This window comes from Aggregatimonas sangjinii (assembly GCF_005943945.1).
Taxonomy (GTDB): domain Bacteria; phylum Bacteroidota; class Bacteroidia; order Flavobacteriales; family Flavobacteriaceae; genus Pelagihabitans; species Pelagihabitans sangjinii.
Genome location: NZ_CP040710.1, coordinates 4,019,753 through 4,037,788 on the forward strand (window position 1 = coordinate 4,019,753; position 18,036 = coordinate 4,037,788).

Genomic DNA, 18,036 nt, shown 5'->3' on the forward strand with positions numbered 1-18,036 from the left:
GATGTTAGCGTATAACTCCTCATACGAGGTTTGAAATGTCTCTCGATTGGACACCCAAGGTTTGCTGTTTGAAAAGGAAGTATCGGCAACATGCACATTAATGCGCCTATTACTAAAAAGTAAACAAGAAGCTTTTAAAAAAAGTGCGAGAAACTAAAACCATTGCTGAAACCCGCATCCTATCTTTCAATAGAGGTAGTTTTGCATGTATCTAAAACACTGGATTTTCACCAATTGATGTTCAAAATTACATGCGATGGGTATCTTTGAGGAAAATTGAAATTTATGGTCTTGATATCTCAATGTTTAGGTGCACTTTATGGTTTGCTCGCAGTTATTTTTGGTGCTTTTGGAGCCCACGCCTTAAAGAAACGGTTTTCCGAAGCACAATTACAAAGTTTTGAAACTGGGGTAAAATACCAGATGTACCATGCCATCGTGCTACTTATGCTAGGTTTTAACCTCAACTTAGAAACATCCCTTGAACGCTATATGGTCTATTGTTTTGCTCTGGGCACCTTTCTCTTTTGCTTTAGTATCTACGGGTTGACATTAAGTGCATCCAAAGGGAAAAAATTGGGCTTTCTGGGTCCCATTACTCCTCTAGGCGGACTATTGCTTGTAGCGGGCTGGGGAATGTTGTTGTATTCTTTTATTCGGAATTTGGTTTGATCGAAGTGAAATGAAATACTAAACGCATCAACTTCTAACCCTATACTCTTTTTTGTTCCCACCATTCCAGATTACTCACCACTCATAACTTTTTACAATACGAACCGATAAGTCGCCTTGATCAAAAATATATTTTGTGGTTTTTGGTCGTTGAAGATATTATCACTTAAGTCATTGAATAATTCATTTTGGGGATTGCCCGATTGTGCCAAATCTTGCGACCATACCAGAAAGATTTCCGATCCCGGAATGTACTCCCAACGTACGACGAGATTTGACCGAAATTGTACGAAGGAAAAGTCCGGATCACCAAAACTGAAATCGGTGGTCGCATCCAAATTTCTATCTACCGAATAGGTACCCTCTTCAAAAGAAATCTGATTAGGGGAATAGGTTAAAATACGATTTTCAAATGTTTTTGCTAACGGGTCGGTCACTTCCTTGAAATCGGAATACCTACCCCTTGAAATGAACGGCTGGCCCCAGTATTGAATTGTAAGATTCGGGTTTATGGTATAGTTCAAACGTAAAGACATGCTAAAGGTTCGCTGGTCTACCGTACCATTCAGGTAGGTCGTATTCCCATTGGCCTCAATGTTATCGATATATTGCAATTTATCCATATTAATGCTATATCCCGGGTTGGCCGAAATACTTAAGGCGTTGAACGGTTGGTAGGTTACCCCAAAATCGATATTGTAAAAGGAATAGGAATTGTCTACGCCCTTAGAACCGCTATGAAATACATTGAAACGCACTTTTTTACGGCGATCGGTGTTGTATCCGTTCCAAAAACCGATTTCAGGGGAAAGTCGTAATCTGGGACCGCCACGCAAGGCAAAATTCGAAAATTGCTTGGGTTCGTAATTGAATCCGACATTCGTAAACCAGTTGTTGTCCCAATTCTGCCAACTATTGGTATTGAAACGCAGGCTATTATGATTGCCCCCAAAGTCCCAGACACTCCAGTGGTTGTAATTGATGCCTACCCTTCGAAATGTTTTGGTGGGTTTTAGCGTTTGATACCCGATCCATGTATAATGCCGAATGTCATCGGCTTGACGTTGGAAGCCAATATCGTTCAATTCCAGTTCGGGGGAGCGCCAAGTTCCGCCCGTTTCGAATTTCCAGTTGCCATTGCCGACCTTACCCAATTGTATATTTCCACCCGTGCCGGTCAAAGAGGTTCGATCCGTCTCTAAGGACACATGGTCCGCACCGACTCGTTGAAACAAGTGGGCGATGGATTGCTGTGTATTCGCAATCGCTTCGGTACCACCGATCACGTGACTGAATAATATATTTCCACCAACGTACCAATCGCGCTCCTGCCATTGGTGTTTGATATCGAAACCGCCGGAATAAGCCGATTTATGTAAGAAATCGAGTTCCGGGGTCAATTGATCGCGGTTCGTGGCGGTGAAAATACCACCCACAAAAGTATTTCGATCGTTAAAATCCTTTTGTAAACGACCTACAAAATAATTCGTCAAGGGTTCTACAACTTCACGCCGTCGCTCCCCATTATTGTCTATGGTCGCATATTTCTTGGCCGTTACACTTTCTAAAACCCCTATGGACCATCCGTTTTTTGTTTTACCACTGAATTTGGCCGCTCCAAGGATGGCGGTATTCTCGGGCTGATCTACAAATTCCCCGTCGGCAGTGTTCGGAAAGCCTTGTGGACTCCTCCCGATACGTCGGGAATAGAACACATTATCGGACCCGAAAGTGTTGCCCGCCTCGGAGTTGCTTATCCGGTAATCAAAAATATTCTGGTTTTCTATAAAGAAGGGACGTTGTTCCCTAAAAAAAATCTGAAACCCATCTAAAGCTATAGCCGATGGATCTGCTTCAACCTGTCCGAAATCCGGATTTACGGTCAAATCCAAAGTCAAGTCGTTCGTAATCCCGATTTTGGCATCCAGCCCTCCCGTAATTTGACTGTCGTTGCCATCCCGAAACGGGTTTCCCTCTTCCGCTTCGTAGGTCTCTAGCTTGGCTACGCCATAGGGCTGTATTTCCAATTGCTTTTGGGGCTCTAGATTCAATAGCCCGTCGAGCAGGCCAAATTCACTCACAAAACCCGGCGTGTCTTGTTTAATACGCTGCCAGGCATAACGCTCCTCTCCCCTAAAGTATTGACGATCTACTTGAATGCCCCAAACTTGTTCCTTGGCTTTTCCGAATTTCAACTGGCTAAAGGGTATTTTCATCTCTGCCGTCCATCCCTCGCTATCGATATTTGTCTTGGTGTACCATATCGGATTCCAATTTTCATCTTCATTGTTGCCGTTCTCCGAGCTAAAAAAATCAGCCTTTACGCCTGCGGCTGTTGTGATAAAACCGAAGGCGCTACGCTTATCGTGATAGCTATCTATAAATATGCCTACCCAATCACCTTGAAAGCCGTCACGTCTCGAGAGTCGCATTTCAATTTTATCCGGGTCGCTGTCATAGGCCCGTATTCCAACATATAAAAACTTCTCGTCGTAAATTATTTTGAATTTTGTCTTGTGATCGGGTTGGGTGTTTTCGTCGGGGCGTCGTTCGATAAAGTCGCCCTCCCATTCAACGATTTCCCATCCCGGGTCGTCGATAAGGCCATCTATTGCAGGGGAGGCCGTCCCGTCTAGGAATTTCGTGGTATAGGTTCGCTTGACGACAACATCGGTGGAGTCTTGTGAAAAAAGTACCATTTGCGCAAATAGCATCGCGCAAATGGTAATTAAGGTGGTCTTCATGTTTTCGATTTATGATTGATGTGACTTAAAGACTCACAAAAAATCGAGTAGTTACAGTAAATCGTTAATTTTTTCGTTTTCTAAGGGATTAGGGTGGTACTTTTAAACTTAACGCGCACCAAGCTTTTCTAATTGATTCTTGCCGTGCTCGTTTTCCGGATTTAGCGTTATCGATTTTCTATAGTTGTCTATCGCCAAAGTTTTTTGACCGTCGATCATATAGGCTTCCCCTAAACTATCGTAAACGTTCCAAGAATCAGGGAAGGCCTCCACGTTAAGCCTGAAAATAGCAATGGCTTCTTTTGGTTTCTCGAGTTGCAATAAGAGATAACCGACCCCGTTCATTTCATTTTCATTGAAAATGTACGCCGTATCGTCCTTGATAACATTATGGTATTTCTCCGCTTCGACAATACCTTCTTTTAGCATGGTAATAAGCACCGCCAAGGGTAGCGTTTTGTCTGCCTCGGGAAAGTTATTCCGTCCGAATTCATAGAGTGTTATCGCATCTCGATATTCCTTTTCCCGTAAGCGGGCGTAAGTACCGTTGGTTAGCAGGGTACCATCGATAGTCACCTTTCGCTCGGGAAAATTCGCAGTAAACAGCCCGAGAACGGCCTTTGCCTCGGCTACCCTTCCATCACCAATAAACGTACTGATCACATTTTCCAATTCACCGGGATTTAAGGGCCCGAACGTTTTCGTATCCTTGTTCTTATTGAACCAGGTAAGTCCTTTGTCCACTCCCTCGTCGATTATTCTATCCTGGAGCACATAGGCCAATGATTTTTTTAAGGTGACTAATTTCCCCCCTTTGACAATGGTTTTTTCGGAAAGCAGGTTTCTAGGGTCGTCGAACGGGTTTTGGTCAAAAAGCAAAAAATCGGCCTTTTTACCTACTTCGATGGTGCCGTATTCTTGATCAAGCTTCATCGACTCATAGCCGTTCAAGGTGGCGATTTGCAAAATATCCTCCATTGGAATGCCCGCATCGTGAAACAGCATAAGTTCGTGCAGCATGGCTCTTCCGCCATAGCGACAATCGGTACCAATACGAAGTTTCACCCCTTGGTCATGAGCCTTCTTTATATAAAATAGCATGCCTTCAAAAGCGCTATCCAATTGTTTTTGCTGTGCATCAGAATAGGAGACCATAGGAGTTCTTCGAATAGGAAAGTACTCGAAAGAGGTAAAAAAATCGGTCTTGCCGGCAGGTGACGCCAACACATTTAGTGCGGTGCTCAAACTTGCGCCCTTGGCCGCCATTCGCCCGAACAAGGCCTCTAATTTTGCTTCGAATTCGGGGTTTTCCCTGATATAACTAAAGAAGAAAACCATATGGGCGGCAAACTCGTCTATACTGGAGTTCATTTGAATGCCATACTTCTCGTTCATTGCCTTCCAATGAATATCATAATTTAAGATACTTGGAGTGACCGTAAAGAAATGCTCGAAGTTCAGGATTCCCATTTCCATGGCTTCGTCTATAGTCACCACATTATTATCGGTATGGGTGTTGATGGTGATGTCGTACTTTTTAGCCTCGTCTGCCATGGCCTCCATATCCGGTTTTCGTAATTTCCGGTACAGTTTCATGTGCTTTATCCCTTTTTCGGCATAGGCACGCACCTTTTTTCGCCCATCTTCCGGGCCCATCACCTCTATATGGTGTTGTGGTTGGCGGCGGTCTTCATCGGAAACGATAGACCCTCCGCAAATAAACAAATTCGGAAATTCAGGAGAAGGATTCTTTTGCCAGTTCAGGGTGACATCCATCCAAGCCTCGGGTTGTCCCATGTCGATGATCGTGGTGATACCATAGGCCAAATACATGTGGGCCATTAGGCCTCGCGCCACCTCTCGCTGATCTCCTTCAATGGTTTCCGGCGCGAAATCGCTGCTGTTCGTATAATTCTGCATTAAATGGGTGTGGGTATCGATAAACCCCGAGGTCGCCAATCGCCCTTTTCCGTCAATTGTCTCGTTTGCCACAAATTTTTCGGATGCACCGATAATCCTTGCTATGGTATCTGCATTCATCAAGATGGTCCGGTTCGCCAGAACCGTTTTGTTCTTGCTGTCAAAAACGCTCACATTTTCTACGGCCAAATCGTAATCCGATGTTTGACTACAGCTTGTAAGACAAAATAAAAGACATAAGGTCGTTGAAAGGAAAATTGCGGGTCGTTTCATAATTAGGTAATTGGGTCGATATCCTCGTTTTTCGAATCAAGTATTGTCGGTGATGCGTAGTTCCTACCTCGCTTTAGGGCGCCTGGCGCGCAACAAATGTGAAGAGAATCACCGATTTGCTATTGAAAACTATTTCCTACGGAGTTATTCTATATTCTTGGTAACTACCACTATAGCACCTTGGCTTGAGAGAAACTCGATTTTATTTGCGCTCGGCGCTTTTCGGTGTCGGGAATACGAATAAAATTTTTACATTAATCTCCTTCGGTATTGCGCGCCCCTAAAGTCTGAGATACATGTTCCCGTTTATCGTATTGAGCCGTAGTCGGTTGGAACCCTTTCCGGAACTCCCCTCGATTTTTTGCCCAACATGACGATTTTCAGACTTGAATTTCAGTTGTTCGTCGGCATAGATATCGCCATGAATGGTCTCGGCAACCAAATCGGCATTCAACATCTTAAGATCTATTGCGCCGTTTATCGTTCTTAAATCCAAGTCGCCGGCATAGGATTTGATCTCGATATCGCCATTGATCAGCTCTGCCTTGAAATCCCCTTCGATAATTTCCGATGTAAGGCTTCCGTTAATGCTGCTGAGTTCGAATTTTGCATTTTTAGGGATATAGACCACATAGTTGAATTCATATAAATCACCGGAATTATAGTACCTCTTTTTTTTATCGGGGTTATTAGCGTTCCACTCCTCATGAAAAGCTTCGAATATAGGTTGCGCGTTTGATGTAATCGCAATGGTGTTCGCACCTTCATCAATATCCAATTCATATAAGTCTAGATATTTTCCCTCCTTGGTCCGTAAATCGGCCTTAAAATATATTTCATTCTTATCCCACGTTTGGATGTCCATATGGTACGCAAATCGTAAATCTAGGATTACCTGCTGATTCGAAAAATCGATATTTTTTTCGATTACTTTTTGGGCAGTTGTCGTTAGGCTGATAAGACCGATTAAAAGTACCGTCACTAAATTTTTCATGATAGTTCGTTTTTGATGAATATTTTATTTCACTTGCTATAGCTATTTTTTTTGATATTTTTCCAATAATGCAACCATATGCCCACGGCTTGACTCCAATGCATAAAACATGGGATACTCGTCTCCCGGCGATGCCAAATAAGGGTCCGCTCCGTTTTCCAACAGTATTTCTGAGATGTCATAATGATTATTCTTAATCGACTGTATTAGGGCTGTGCCATCACCGGGAACTACGGCATTCACTTCCGCACCTTCGCTGAGGAGGTAACTCACCGTTTTTAGATGTCCGTTTCTAGCCGCGACTAACAGTGCAGTACCATCTCCTAAGAGTTGTTTGTTTACTTTCGCACCATTAGAAATCAAATATTTCACAAAATCCAACCCGCCATTTTTTGATGCGGCCATTAGCGGTGTCTCATCACCCATAGCATGAAATTCTATATCCGCCTTTGCATCGACCAACAGTCTTCCAATTTCCAGATTACCTGTCCTAGCTGCTGAAACCAAAGGTGATCGCGGTTCGCCATCTTCTCTATACACACAGTTCGGGTCTATGGTTTTTAGCAATCGCTTAATTTCCTGTACGTTTCCATCCTTTACCGCCTTTAGGAGTTCCTGGCAATCGAATTTGTTTTTCTCATACTTTGTATCGTTTTGCTGCGCACTAAGTGAAAGACTAAAAAAACCGAGTAGAAGTACTATAATTACATTTTTCATGACTGTTCGCTTTTTTTGATAAAGATTATTTTTTTCTGAGATAGATATTGCCGTTGGTCGATTTGAGCTTGATAGTGACACCACCGTTGTTGATCGATCCCTTTACATCTTTCCCGGAAATCGATTTGAGTCCGTTTTTGTCCGGGCGTTTCAAATCGAAATTTGAATAGATATCCCCATTCCAAGAACTTAAATACAAATCGGCGGGGGTATTTTCCGGCAGGGTTACATCGATTTCGCCATTAGTCGTACGAATGACAATGGGGGAATCTTGGTTGATTTCCTCAAACTCGACCTGAATGCCTTCATTCAACGCATAAGCGGTTATGGGTCCTGATACGTTTTTAAGGCGAAGACCTCCGTTTAAATTGGCATTTGCTTCCACCTCTCCAGTAAATCCGTCGATTCGAATATCACCGTTCCAGGAGTTGGTCACCGACACATTTTGTGATTTTGGGAGGTAAATTTCCGCTCCTCCGGCCTTTCGTACACTTTGAACGATGAGATCACTACCCGTCTGCACGACATTAAAGCCGACATTGGTATTGTCCTCACCTCCTACTCCAACCAGTTTGAGCCCTTTGGCCCTTTCCGGTTTCGGCTCTAGGTCAAGGGCCTTGATTAGAATTTCATCCTTATCGTGGGTTTTTAAAATGATTTCGGAATTCGATTCTATTTTAACCCATTCGATTCCGTTTAGCGGTTTACTGTAATCCGATTGTGCCTGCAGGCTCGAGGCCAGTGCACAGATAACTAAAAATGATAGTATTTTTTTCATGATTTTGGACTTTTATTTTGGATTGATTTTGGACTGTCGTACCAATCTCATCTGCCGGCAGATTCGATTTATTCGGCACTTTTTATTAAATGATATTTGGCAATACGGATGCTATTTGTTTTTTAACAAAGGGCTGTGTGTCTTCCTTTTCCATTAATTCCCGCATTGGCGCTACTGCTTTTTTCTCTTGAATTTTTCCTAAAAATTGAATGATCTCGATTTGTATTCCCGGATCGCTTTCGGTGCTCAGGGCTGCTATAAAGGCCTTTGTTACGATGGTGGAACTGGTAAAATTTATCAAAACCCCTACTGCGGCAGCGCGCACATTAACATTATCGTCATAATGCAAACGGTCTGTCAATGCTCTGATAATAGCCTCGTCCGGCGTCTTGGACTCCGCTACATAGTTCACGCCTTGAATACGTCTACTAGCCGATTTATTTTCCATAAGGGACAACATGGCCGTCTGCTTAAATTCCGATTTTTCCTCGTTCAAAAGGGCGATTTCAGAATTGGCGGTTTGTTGTGTTTGCTGCCTCCCCAATAGGAAAGCACCGATCAAAAGCGCGATACCTGCTGCTATTTTCAAAAGACCATTCGGCCACAAATTCTTTGCGAATGTCTCTTCTGAGGATGACGAATCGATTTTGGACAGTGATTTCTTCTCCTCTTCCAATTGTTCGAGGAAATTGGTCCTTAATGCCGCTGAAGGAGTTTCTACCGTTTCGGATTCGATAGCCTGAAACAACTGCTTTATATCTTCCAGCTCTTTCGAGCAGGATTCGCAGTCGCTAAGATGCGCCGCTATCGCCCGCATTTCCCCAGGCTTTAGAACCCCGTCTAAATAATCGGGAAGCATTTCTGAAATATGATCGTTTTTTTGCATAGCTATGTTTTCAAATAGATTTTTTTTAATTTTTGTAATGCCCTGCTCACTTTAGTTCTAACCGCACCGGGCGTACTCCCGACGATCTCGGCCAGTTCTGCATATCTGATTTCCTGAAATCGGTTTAAAATCAACAGCTCCCGGTCCGAAGGGTCCAATTGGCTCAAGGCCAAATGTAAATCCGAATAATCGCCGTTGTCCGCTTCCTTTTCAGCCTTTTTGTTTATGACCGCGTCGAGTTCTGCATGATTTTTCTTGTCTCTTCTATAATAGGTCTTTAATCCATTTCTGGCTATGGTAAAAAGCCAGGAAACGAATTTTCCGCTATGGTAGGAGGTTCTGTATTTCATCACCTTATAAAAGACCTCCTGCGTCAAATCCTCGCTCAACATTCTATCCCCGCACATCTTGTACAGAAAATTGAACACGTGCCTATGGTGCCTTTCAAAAAGTATCTTGAGCACATCCAAGTTTCCCTTTGCGACTTTTGACATTAAATCCTCGTCGGTCAATTGTTCCAAACAACTCGTTCTTTAGGTGGTCTTTATTACTATATAGTCCGGAAATTACAAAAGGTTACATCAACCCATAAAAAAATCGCGTCAATTCAAAATTGACGCGATTTTTTCTAAGATCATCCTATCTCCTTTACTCTTCTATTTCAACCTGTGATTTGAATTCCTGAATCGCTTGGTTGGGTGCGATAATGTCATAGCCCTTCCAGAATTCAGGGTCATAATTGGGTAGATAGGTCGGGAGTACGTTGTTGTGTTCCTTAAAAGCCTCGAAAGCACCGGTATTGATCTGATCATAGTCGAAGACGACCATTTCATATCTGTTTCTGGAGCCAAAGGCCGCATCTACTTTGAGCGATAATTCGTTCTGCCTACGGCGCCCTTTTACATTTTTGTTCTTTTCGATAATTTTGACCGGACGTTTGAACCCTACCCGATTTCCTTTGAGGATATTGTAATAGCGTAAATGGTACAACCCATCCTTCCCTTTACTGAAAATAACCTCTCCTTTGGCCAAATACTCATTTAAGGAAACACCCAAGAGCTTGAATTTTCTAAGGGGATCCACATTTTCAAAATCCATACGTAGCAGGGCGAAATCATCGGAATTGACATACAGCCTGCCTTTATATTCCTGCGAGCCTTTTGGGGAAAAAGAAATCACATAAACGGCATCGTTACCGATATAGGTGAAATTTTCCAAAGCGAGATGGTAACGGCCGGGCCTAAAAAGAACATTGTAATCGGAATCTTCGAAGACGGGAATATTCTCGTACAGATTGCCCAGTGTCTTGCGTTGGTAGGAAGCGAAGAATTTTTTCCGCTCCTCTTTATTTTTCTTCTCTTTCTCCAAAGCCTTTTGTAGTGCTTCGGAATCTGTGGAATCTACCTCGGTTACGCTCAGCTCCAAAGAATCCAACTTCGTTCCGAACAGTCCCGACTTGATCTTAAAATAAGAGTCGGTTTTTATATTTTTTTTGACGATTTCGTTAAATCGCGCTTCCAACGCATCATAGTCAAGCTCTTTGCTCTTATCGTAAAGCTCGGAAGCCTTGATCAAATCGAGTTTTTGTTCATCACCATCACTGCCGCCGTAAAGATCACCCAATATTTCGGTATAGAAGGTGCTGCTTTTGGGCACGGTGCTGATCACACTATCCAAAAACTGCTTGTTGAGTGCTGGAATGGTTGACTTTCTTAAGGTATAATCGGTCTGAATGATATTGTTCTGAAAGGTCTGGCGGAGGAAGACCCTCTTCTTCGACAGTCCTTGATGGTAGTTTTTTTCGATGTTCTCCTCTACCAGTTCCAAAATTTCTTTTGGGGAGTAGTTCTTGTTCGTAACGATGACCGGGTTCAATTCAATGGCCTTCGATTTTAAATAGATGATATTTTCGGTGAATTCATTAATGGGTTTTCCTATGGATTCATAACCGATACAGGATATAAACAGCGAATCGCTTTCGTTGACCTTTTCATTCAAACGAAAACTGAAACGGCCTTCCTCGTTCGTTATCATTCCTCTTTTGTTCAACTGTACGGTAACGTAGGGAATCGGTTCTTGTGTTGTTGAATCTAGGATTACCGAACTAAGGGTTTGTGAATGTCCCTTCCAACAGAGAAAAATAAATAAGGCTACAACGGCAAATCGGGTCTTTGGAGGCATAAAAGCGGATTGGTAAAACAAAAAAAAGCATACCTTGGAAACCTAGGCTCCTATTTTTGTTTTTTTTAATACCTATTTATTGTTTTTTTAACGCGCTAAGGGCTAGCGCTTCGAGTGGAAGACGAAATAGGTGCGTATTTGTTACTCCAAAAATCAGTGACAGCCGCAATCATCATGACCACAGGCTTTGGCATTCTTTTTTGATACAAAAAGCCGCTTTGGCAAGAAGAATTTCTTTACGAGGTATCCGATAGCAAGTGCTAGAGTGAAGTAAACCAAAATAGATTGAAGAAGTGCCATTTATATTTAGATTAAAGAATCTAGAGCCAAGAGTCTAGATAAAAAACTTACGATTACAGGCTATGCTATGTGAAAATCCTCGGATTTCCAATACTATTTTCGGTCTTGTCTCTTGATTCTAATGGCGCAGCGGTCTATATTATCATTTCAAAACCTGATACGCTATTAAAGCAACAATATACGCAAAAAGGCTCATAAATACGAGTTGGGCCGCGGGCCATTTCCATGAATTCGTTTCTTTTTTAACAATGGCCAAGGTACTCATACACTGCATGGCAAAGGCGTAGAACAACAAAAGCGAAATCCCGGATGCCATGTTGAACAAAGGTTTGTTCGTTTTGTAGTTCATCTCTGCCGCCATTCTGTTTTTAATGGTATCCTCTTCGTCGCTTCCTACACTATATATCGTGGCGAGTGTTCCCACAAAAACCTCCCTGGCCGCGAAGGATGTTAAAACCGCTATACCAATTTTCCAGTCATAGCCCAAAGGCTTTACCACCGGTTCGATTGCCCTGCCCATATAACCCATATACGAATTCTCCAGTTTAAAACCTGCGATTTCCTGGTTCACGGCCAATTCGTTAAGAATGTTTTTGCGAGCCGTTACAGAATCCGTTACCGCTTTGTTCGTTATCCGATACGTACCTTTTTCTATACTATCGTTCAAAGCTGAACGATAGGTAGCGAGTTCGGTGGCTATATTTAATCGATTAAAATCGGTAAAACCTTCGGAAGCAATCCTCTTTTCTACGATGGATTCCGCATTTTTAAAATTATCGGAGACTCCGTTCGAACCCAAAAACCATAGGATAATACTGATGGCCAAGATGATTTTACCGGCCCCGAAAACGAAACTTTTGGTTTTTTCCCAAACGGTATAAGCCACGTTCTTTAACAGCGGTAGTTTGTAATTGGGCATTTCAACAACAAAGAACGATCGGCTTTTGATCTTCATGATCTTGTTCAACACCATGGCGGCCAAAATCGCGGCTCCAAAACCGATCAGGTAAAGTAGCATTAAGGTCAACGCTTGGTAACTTAAGCCAAAGACGCTTCCCTCGGGTATCACCAAAGCAATAATTATTAGATAAATAGGAAGCCGCGCGGAACAGGTCGTAAAAGGGGTGACGAGAATCGTTATCAATCGTTCTTTCCAGCTTTCGATAGTACGGGTGGCCATAATCGCCGGAATCGCGCACGCGGTACCAGAAATCAGGGGCACCACACTCTTACCGCTCAAACCGAACGGGCGCATGACCCTATCCATTAGAAAGACTACTCGGCTCATGTATCCGGTCTCCTCTAACAGCGAAATGAACAGAAATAGAAAAGCGATTTGCGGGATAAAAATGACGATACCTCCGATACCCGCTAGTATCCCTTCGGCCAATAAATTGGTAAACACCCCGGCAGGCAATGTCTTTTTGACCCACTCACTGGAAGCGGCGAAAAACTCGTCTATGTAATCCTGCGGTACGCTACTCCATTCATAAATGGCCTGAAAAATGGTCAACAATATGAGAAAGAATATCAGATAACCGAATACTTTATGCGTTAGCACCTTATCGAATGTTGCTCGTAAACCCTTGGCCGCATTGACATCTACCGTATGGGTTTCCTTCAGAATACCGTTGATGAACTGATACCTAAGTATGGTTTCTTTTTGCTGTAACCTCTTTAATTCGGACTTTGACTTCGTGGAAAAAGAAGAAGTATCCTTAATCAACTTCTTTTCGATGGGCATAAAGTTGACATCCTGGGTGATGACCAACCATAATTTGTAAAGGTCTTGTTTGGGAAAGGTTTCTTTTAGACCATCGAGATATGTTGGGTCGATTACTGAAATATCGACATTCGGGCGATCAGATAAGTTTTTGAAATCACCGATTAATTCCTTCAATCGTTCGATTCCCGTATTTTTTCGGGTACTGACCAAGGCGATTTTGGTGTTGAGTTTTTCCTCCAATAGGGGAATATCCAATGAGATTCCCGTGCGCGACATACGGTCGGCCATATTGATGACCAAAATCGTTGGAATCTTAAGGTCCTTGATTTGGGTAAACAACAACAAGTTTCGCTTAAGATTCTCTACATCGCTGATAACGACGGCCACATCGGGGTGGTCTTTGTCATTCTTGTTAAGCAGCAATTCTACCGCTACGCTTTCATCCAGTGAGGTGGTATTGAGACTATACGTTCCAGGAAGATCTAGAATGTGGGCCTTTACCCCACGGGCGAGTTTGCAAATACCTTCCTTTTTCTCGACCGTGATACCGGGGTAGTTACCGACTTTTTGTTTAAGACCCGTCAATTCGTTGAACACCGATGTCTTTCCGGTATTCGGGTTTCCGATAAGCGCGACCTTGATTTGCTTACTCATTTGAACTCGTCTTCAATGATATCCAACTCGATCAAAAAGGCCATCGCGCGGCGAATCGCGATATGTGACCCATTAACATTGATATAGATAGGGTCTTTTAGGGGCGCTATTTGTATGAGCTCTATTTCGTTACCGGGTAGGCAACCAAGTTCCAATAACTTGATGGGTAGCATATCATCTTTAAATTCCTTGATGATGCCTTTCTGTCCACGTTTCAGATGCGCAACGGTAGTTCCCAATTTTTATTTAGATTGATTATAATTAAGGGCGAATTTAAGGGAAAATACTGAATTAATTGGCGTTTGTTCAAAAAAAGGAATCTTGCTAGTGCTGGAGAAAAAGTTGGCAATTGGTAGTAGCGGTTTGCAGTAAAAGTAGAGGTTCGAAATGAAAGGTAAATTACCGTGGATTTTATCTTGCTCTTTAGCAAAACTTGATTTCGAATGAAAACCTACGCTTCCAACTTCCTACTGCAAACTGTTATTGCCTACTCTTTATAGGATGCCTTTAAAACCGCGAGATCCTCCATCAACTTGTCCATGTCCTCGGTTTTGGTGCCATCGTAATACCCTCGCACCTGCCTTTTTTTATCGACCAAGACAAAATTCTCTGTGTGGATCATATCGAACGGGCCACCATCACCATCGGTCTTGACGACCATATAGGACTTTCGCGCCAATTCATAAATCTGTTTTTTATCGCCGGTTACTAAGTTCCATTTGGTATCATTAACTCCTTTTTCCATAGCGTACTTCTTGAGCTGGGCTACCGAATCGATTTCGGGGGTAACCGAATGGGAGAGCAACAACACCTCATCGTCATTGACCAAACGTTCCTGAATGTCGGCCATGTTCTGGGTCATAATCGGGCAAATGGTTGGGCAAGTGGTGAAAAAAAAATCGGCGATGTAAATCTTATTTTCATAATCCTTTTCGGTGACCGTTTCGCCGTTCTGGTTGACAAGCGAAAAGTCTGCAACAGCATGATATTTCTTTTTAAACTGGACTGAACTGTCCACCAACTCCGGATTCACCATGCTAGGCTGGTAAACAGGCAGTTTTATAGGCGGTTGCAAGGCATTGTAGAAGAGGTAAACAATAATGGCCGAAAGCGCCAGAAGCGTCAAACCGAAGAATTTGTATTTGCCAAAAAAGGAAAGCATATTTTCTTTTTGCAAAGATACGCTACTGGCTTAGGCGTTTCAAGAAATTTTAGCACAATAGCTCCTAAATGTTTCATAAATCGGATGGCCAAGATTTACTATCTTTTTTTTAGCGAACCTAAAGATGTACTTTTGTGCGTTCATTTTAGGAGAAAATATACATGAGTCCCGTAGCAATACAGATTATCCAGTTTTTTATCAGCCTCTCTTTACTTATCGTTTTGCACGAATTGGGGCATTTTATTCCCGCCAAGATATTTAAGACAAGAGTGGAGAAATTCTATCTTTTCTTTGATGTGAAGTTTTCGCTTTTTAAAAAGAAAATCGGGGAAACGGTTTACGGTATCGGGTGGTTGCCTTTGGGTGGTTATGTGAAAATCGCCGGCATGATCGATGAAAGTATGGATACAGAGGCCATGGCGGAAGAACCCAAACCATGGGAATTTCGCAGCAAACCGGCATGGCAACGCTTGATAATCATGCTAGGCGGCGTTACCGTAAATTTCGTCCTTGCGGTGCTCATCTACATCGCTTTGGCTTATGCCTATGGAAAACAATTCATTCCAATGGATAGCTTAACGGATGGAGTAAACGTAGTCGAAAAGGAAATCGGGGACAAAGTCGGTATTCAAACAGGCGATAAGATCCTTGCTGTCGATGGTAATAAAATCGAGGAGTTCAGAAGTGTTTTTATGGAACTTGTGAACGGCAATACAATGACTATTGAGCGTGACGGGCGTACCATCGAACAGGAAATCCCTGTCGATTTCATCGCCACCTTATTGGAAGACGAAGAAAGAATGCGTTTTCTTAGTCCGCGAATACCCTTTGTCATCGGAGCTGTCTCGGACGATTCACCAAATAAAGACTCGGGATTACTACCCAAAGATCACATTGTTCAAATCGCAGGACAGAAAATAAAGTATTTTGACGAAGCCAAACTGATTTTAGAGCGGTACAAAGGACAAAAAATCAAACTTACCGTAGCTCGGGATGAAGGTGTCATGACGCAGATACCGGTTTCCATTACCGATTCGGCTACCGTCGGCGTGGCCTTGGGGGGTATGAGTTACGAAGACTTAGAGGCTAAAGGCATTCTAAAACTTGAAACAAAGAAGTATTCGTTCGTTGAATCCATTCCTGCGGGAATCGATGAAGGGGTAAATACTTTGGTCAATTATGTAAAGCAGCTTAAAAAAATATTCAATCCGGAGACCGGAGCTTATAAGGGCGTGGGAGGATTTGCGGCCATCGGCCAACTCTTCCCGGAAACATGGGATTGGCCTACGTTTTGGAGCAGGACCGCTTTTATTTCCATCATCTTGGCCTTTATGAATATCTTGCCCATTCCGGCGTTGGATGGGGGTCATGTTACCTTTTTGTTGTACGAAATGATTACCGGCAGAAAGCCGAGCGATAAATTTTTGGAATATGCGCAGATGACCGGATTTTTTATCCTGATCGCATTGCTGTTGTTCGCCAATGGGAACGACGTGTACAAATGGCTCTTTAAGTGAGAGCCCTTTAAACCATAGCTTAGGCTATGCTTAAATATTTTGCCTAAAAGGTCAAAAAAATGACCTGTAATAATTCTAATCACAAAAACTTAAACAGGCTCTAAAAAACGACTTGCTTTTTGTTTGTCGGATTTTAAAAAACAATTATATTTGCACCCTCCTTTGCGACACTATGTGCCGCTTCGGCGGGCAGGCCCGCTGAAAAAGGTTTTAAATAACTACCATCAGGGTTAGTTTGAACCTAATTGGGTACAAAAATAAAGGTTGGCAATCCTTATAAAATTGCAGGAAAAACATTTTCCTCCTTAGTTCAGTTGGTTAGAGCATCTGACTGTTAATCAGAGCCCCGATAGCTATCGGGGTTGGTTCGAGCCCAAGAGGGGAGCAAGATACGGAGGTTGGCAATCCTTTTAAAATTGCGAGGAAGACATTTTCCTCCTTAGCTCAGTTGGTTAGAGCATCTGACTGTTAATCAGAGGGTCCTTGGTTCGAGCCCAAGAGGGGGAGCAAAAAGACTACACTTAGGTGTGGTCTTTTCTGTTTTATCATATACTCCGATGCACTACATCTACATCTTGTATTCAATAGAACTGAACCGCTTCTATACCGGTCAGACATCCAATGTCGAAATCAGGAAGGACTTTCACGACCAAGCACCACCAAATAAGTTCACCGCACAGGCCAAGGATTGGGAATTATTTCATGAAATAGCGTGTCAAACCAAAGAACAGGCATTGAAAATAGAGATGCATATCAAACGGATGAAGTCCAGTACCTATATCAAAAATTTGAAAAAATATCCCGAAATAACCGAAAAACTACTTGAAAGATATAAAAGGTAATCTGAGCCCCGATACAATAGGGAAAGAGTGGAGCATTAGAGAAAGACCGTTCAAGAAATTGGACGGTTTTTTTATTAGAAAATTGTCGTGGGCGAGAAGTTCATCCTGAGCGCAGTCGAAGGAAGCCCAAGAGGGGGGCGTTCAAAGCCGGTCGGTAGATTGGCTTTTTCTGTAGGAAAAAAATGAATCCGATAGTTTAGAGGCGGTTGCAGTGAATTAATATCACGATAGTTTAGTGAAACGATTCACCGAACAATAAATTCCTTTGAGCGAAGGTAAAAGAACCGATTCGTTGCCTAAAATTGTGGGAAAAGATACCGTTAAAAATCTTGGGGAATATGTTTCATTCCAACACCCCATCGTGAAGAATTTGAGTTCCGCGCTGCCATCCATTTAACCGAAATGCATATTTCGCATTGCAAGCTGCTTTAAAATTGATGATAGCGGAAAGCATATTAGTCAAAAGAACTTTTTTTGACTCTAGGACATTACTAATCAAGGCTGGCGTTAAGAAGACCATCGCACTACATTTACTTTATAAAAAGTAACCTGGTAGCAATTTTTTGCATCGCACAGGCAATTAATCGTGCTTGAAATCCAATAATTTTGGGGAATTCGATAGCTAAAAAACATTTTGGTTCTTAAGGTGTCGATTTTAGCTCAAATAATT

Annotated in this window: 14 protein-coding genes and 2 tRNA genes; 5 read left to right on the forward strand and 11 right to left on the reverse strand. The window is 42.6% G+C overall.

Annotation, left to right across the window (positions count from 1 at the left end; all coding sequences use genetic code 11):
• Positions 1-285 precede the first annotated feature (285 nt).
• A complete protein-coding gene (locus FGM00_RS16800) occupies positions 286-672 on the forward strand; it encodes a DUF423 domain-containing protein (RefSeq protein WP_138854027.1) in 387 nt (128 codons plus the stop codon).
• 92 nt (positions 673-764) lie between these two features.
• Here FGM00_RS16800 and FGM00_RS16805 read toward each other — a convergent pair whose 3' ends face one another.
• From FGM00_RS16805 to FGM00_RS16855, 11 genes are all read right to left on the reverse strand, one after another.
• Positions 765-3,416: a DUF5916 domain-containing protein gene (locus FGM00_RS16805; RefSeq protein WP_138854028.1), complete on the reverse strand. Its 2,652-nt coding sequence runs from the start codon at positions 3,414-3,416 to the stop codon at positions 765-767.
• 108 nt (positions 3,417-3,524) lie between these two features.
• Positions 3,525-5,609: an amidohydrolase family protein gene (locus FGM00_RS16810; protein WP_138854029.1), complete on the reverse strand. Its 2,085-nt coding sequence runs from the start codon at positions 5,607-5,609 to the stop codon at positions 3,525-3,527.
• A gap of 280 nt (positions 5,610-5,889) precedes the next feature.
• A complete protein-coding gene (locus tag FGM00_RS16815) occupies positions 5,890-6,603 on the reverse strand; it encodes a DUF4097 family beta strand repeat-containing protein (protein WP_138854030.1) in 714 nt (237 codons plus the stop codon).
• A 42-nt stretch (positions 6,604-6,645) separates the two neighbouring features.
• Complete coding sequence (locus FGM00_RS16820; protein ID WP_138854031.1) at positions 6,646-7,320, reverse strand: ankyrin repeat domain-containing protein; 675 nt, start codon at positions 7,318-7,320, stop codon at positions 6,646-6,648.
• A 25-nt stretch (positions 7,321-7,345) separates the two neighbouring features.
• A complete protein-coding gene (locus FGM00_RS16825; RefSeq protein WP_138854032.1) occupies positions 7,346-8,098 on the reverse strand; it encodes a DUF4097 family beta strand repeat-containing protein in 753 nt (250 codons plus the stop codon).
• Positions 8,099-8,183: 85 nt separating this feature from the next.
• Positions 8,184-8,984, reverse strand: coding sequence for a HEAT repeat domain-containing protein (locus tag FGM00_RS16830; protein WP_138854033.1), 801 nt, complete (start codon positions 8,982-8,984; stop codon positions 8,184-8,186).
• A 2-nt stretch (positions 8,985-8,986) separates the two neighbouring features.
• The gene (locus tag FGM00_RS16835) at positions 8,987-9,505 is read right to left on the reverse strand and encodes an RNA polymerase sigma factor (protein WP_138854034.1); all 519 of its coding nucleotides are present in this window, start codon (positions 9,503-9,505) and stop codon (positions 8,987-8,989) included.
• A gap of 127 nt (positions 9,506-9,632) precedes the next feature.
• Positions 9,633-11,165: a carboxypeptidase-like regulatory domain-containing protein gene (locus FGM00_RS16840; protein ID WP_138854035.1), complete on the reverse strand. Its 1,533-nt coding sequence runs from the start codon at positions 11,163-11,165 to the stop codon at positions 9,633-9,635.
• A 442-nt stretch (positions 11,166-11,607) separates the two neighbouring features.
• Entirely contained in the window at positions 11,608-13,845 is a 2,238-nt protein-coding gene (gene feoB / locus FGM00_RS16845) for a ferrous iron transport protein B (RefSeq protein WP_138854036.1), read from the reverse strand.
• A complete protein-coding gene (locus FGM00_RS16850) occupies positions 13,842-14,084 on the reverse strand; it encodes a FeoA family protein (protein WP_138854037.1) in 243 nt (80 codons plus the stop codon). The genes feoB and FGM00_RS16850 overlap by 4 nt, the downstream gene beginning before the upstream one ends.
• Before the next feature lie 248 nt (positions 14,085-14,332).
• Positions 14,333-15,007, reverse strand: coding sequence for an SCO family protein (locus tag FGM00_RS16855; protein ID WP_138854038.1), 675 nt, complete (start codon positions 15,005-15,007; stop codon positions 14,333-14,335).
• Positions 15,008-15,168: 161 nt separating this feature from the next.
• Between FGM00_RS16855 and rseP the strand changes: the two genes are divergently transcribed.
• From rseP to FGM00_RS16875, 4 genes are all read left to right on the forward strand, one after another.
• Complete coding sequence (gene rseP / locus FGM00_RS16860; protein ID WP_138854039.1) at positions 15,169-16,524, forward strand: RIP metalloprotease RseP; 1,356 nt, start codon at positions 15,169-15,171, stop codon at positions 16,522-16,524.
• Positions 16,525-16,828: 304 nt separating this feature from the next.
• Positions 16,829-16,908, forward strand: a tRNA-Asn gene (locus FGM00_RS16865).
• A 49-nt stretch (positions 16,909-16,957) separates the two neighbouring features.
• A tRNA-Asn gene (locus tag FGM00_RS16870) sits at positions 16,958-17,031 on the forward strand.
• Positions 17,032-17,081: 50 nt separating this feature from the next.
• Positions 17,082-17,366 carry a GIY-YIG nuclease family protein gene (locus FGM00_RS16875; protein ID WP_138854040.1) on the forward strand — a complete coding sequence of 95 codons (285 nt, stop codon included), beginning with the start codon at positions 17,082-17,084 and terminating at the stop codon, positions 17,364-17,366.
• Positions 17,367-18,036: the final 670 nt, after the last annotated feature.

Bases quoted from the DNA above. Each gene is read 5' to 3' on its own strand.
- FGM00_RS16800 (WP_138854027.1), top strand. From the start codon at position 286: ATGGTCTTGATATCTCAATGTTTAGGTGCACTTTATGGTTTGCTCGCA.
- FGM00_RS16805 (WP_138854028.1), bottom strand. From the start codon at position 3,416: ATGAAGACCACCTTAATTACCATTTGCGCGATGCTATTTGCGCAAATG.
- FGM00_RS16810 (WP_138854029.1), bottom strand. From the start codon at position 5,609: ATGAAACGACCCGCAATTTTCCTTTCAACGACCTTATGTCTTTTATTT.
- FGM00_RS16815 (WP_138854030.1), bottom strand. From the start codon at position 6,603: ATGAAAAATTTAGTGACGGTACTTTTAATCGGTCTTATCAGCCTAACG.
- FGM00_RS16820 (WP_138854031.1), bottom strand. From the start codon at position 7,320: ATGAAAAATGTAATTATAGTACTTCTACTCGGTTTTTTTAGTCTTTCA.
- FGM00_RS16825 (WP_138854032.1), bottom strand. From the start codon at position 8,098: ATGAAAAAAATACTATCATTTTTAGTTATCTGTGCACTGGCCTCGAGC.
- FGM00_RS16830 (WP_138854033.1), bottom strand. From the start codon at position 8,984: ATGCAAAAAAACGATCATATTTCAGAAATGCTTCCCGATTATTTAGAC.
- FGM00_RS16840 (WP_138854035.1), bottom strand. From the start codon at position 11,165: ATGCCTCCAAAGACCCGATTTGCCGTTGTAGCCTTATTTATTTTTCTC.
- feoB (WP_138854036.1), bottom strand. From the start codon at position 13,845: ATGAGTAAGCAAATCAAGGTCGCGCTTATCGGAAACCCGAATACCGGA.
- FGM00_RS16855 (WP_138854038.1), bottom strand. From the start codon at position 15,007: ATGCTTTCCTTTTTTGGCAAATACAAATTCTTCGGTTTGACGCTTCTG.
- rseP (WP_138854039.1), top strand. From the start codon at position 15,169: ATGAGTCCCGTAGCAATACAGATTATCCAGTTTTTTATCAGCCTCTCT.
- FGM00_RS16875 (WP_138854040.1), top strand. From the start codon at position 17,082: ATGCACTACATCTACATCTTGTATTCAATAGAACTGAACCGCTTCTAT.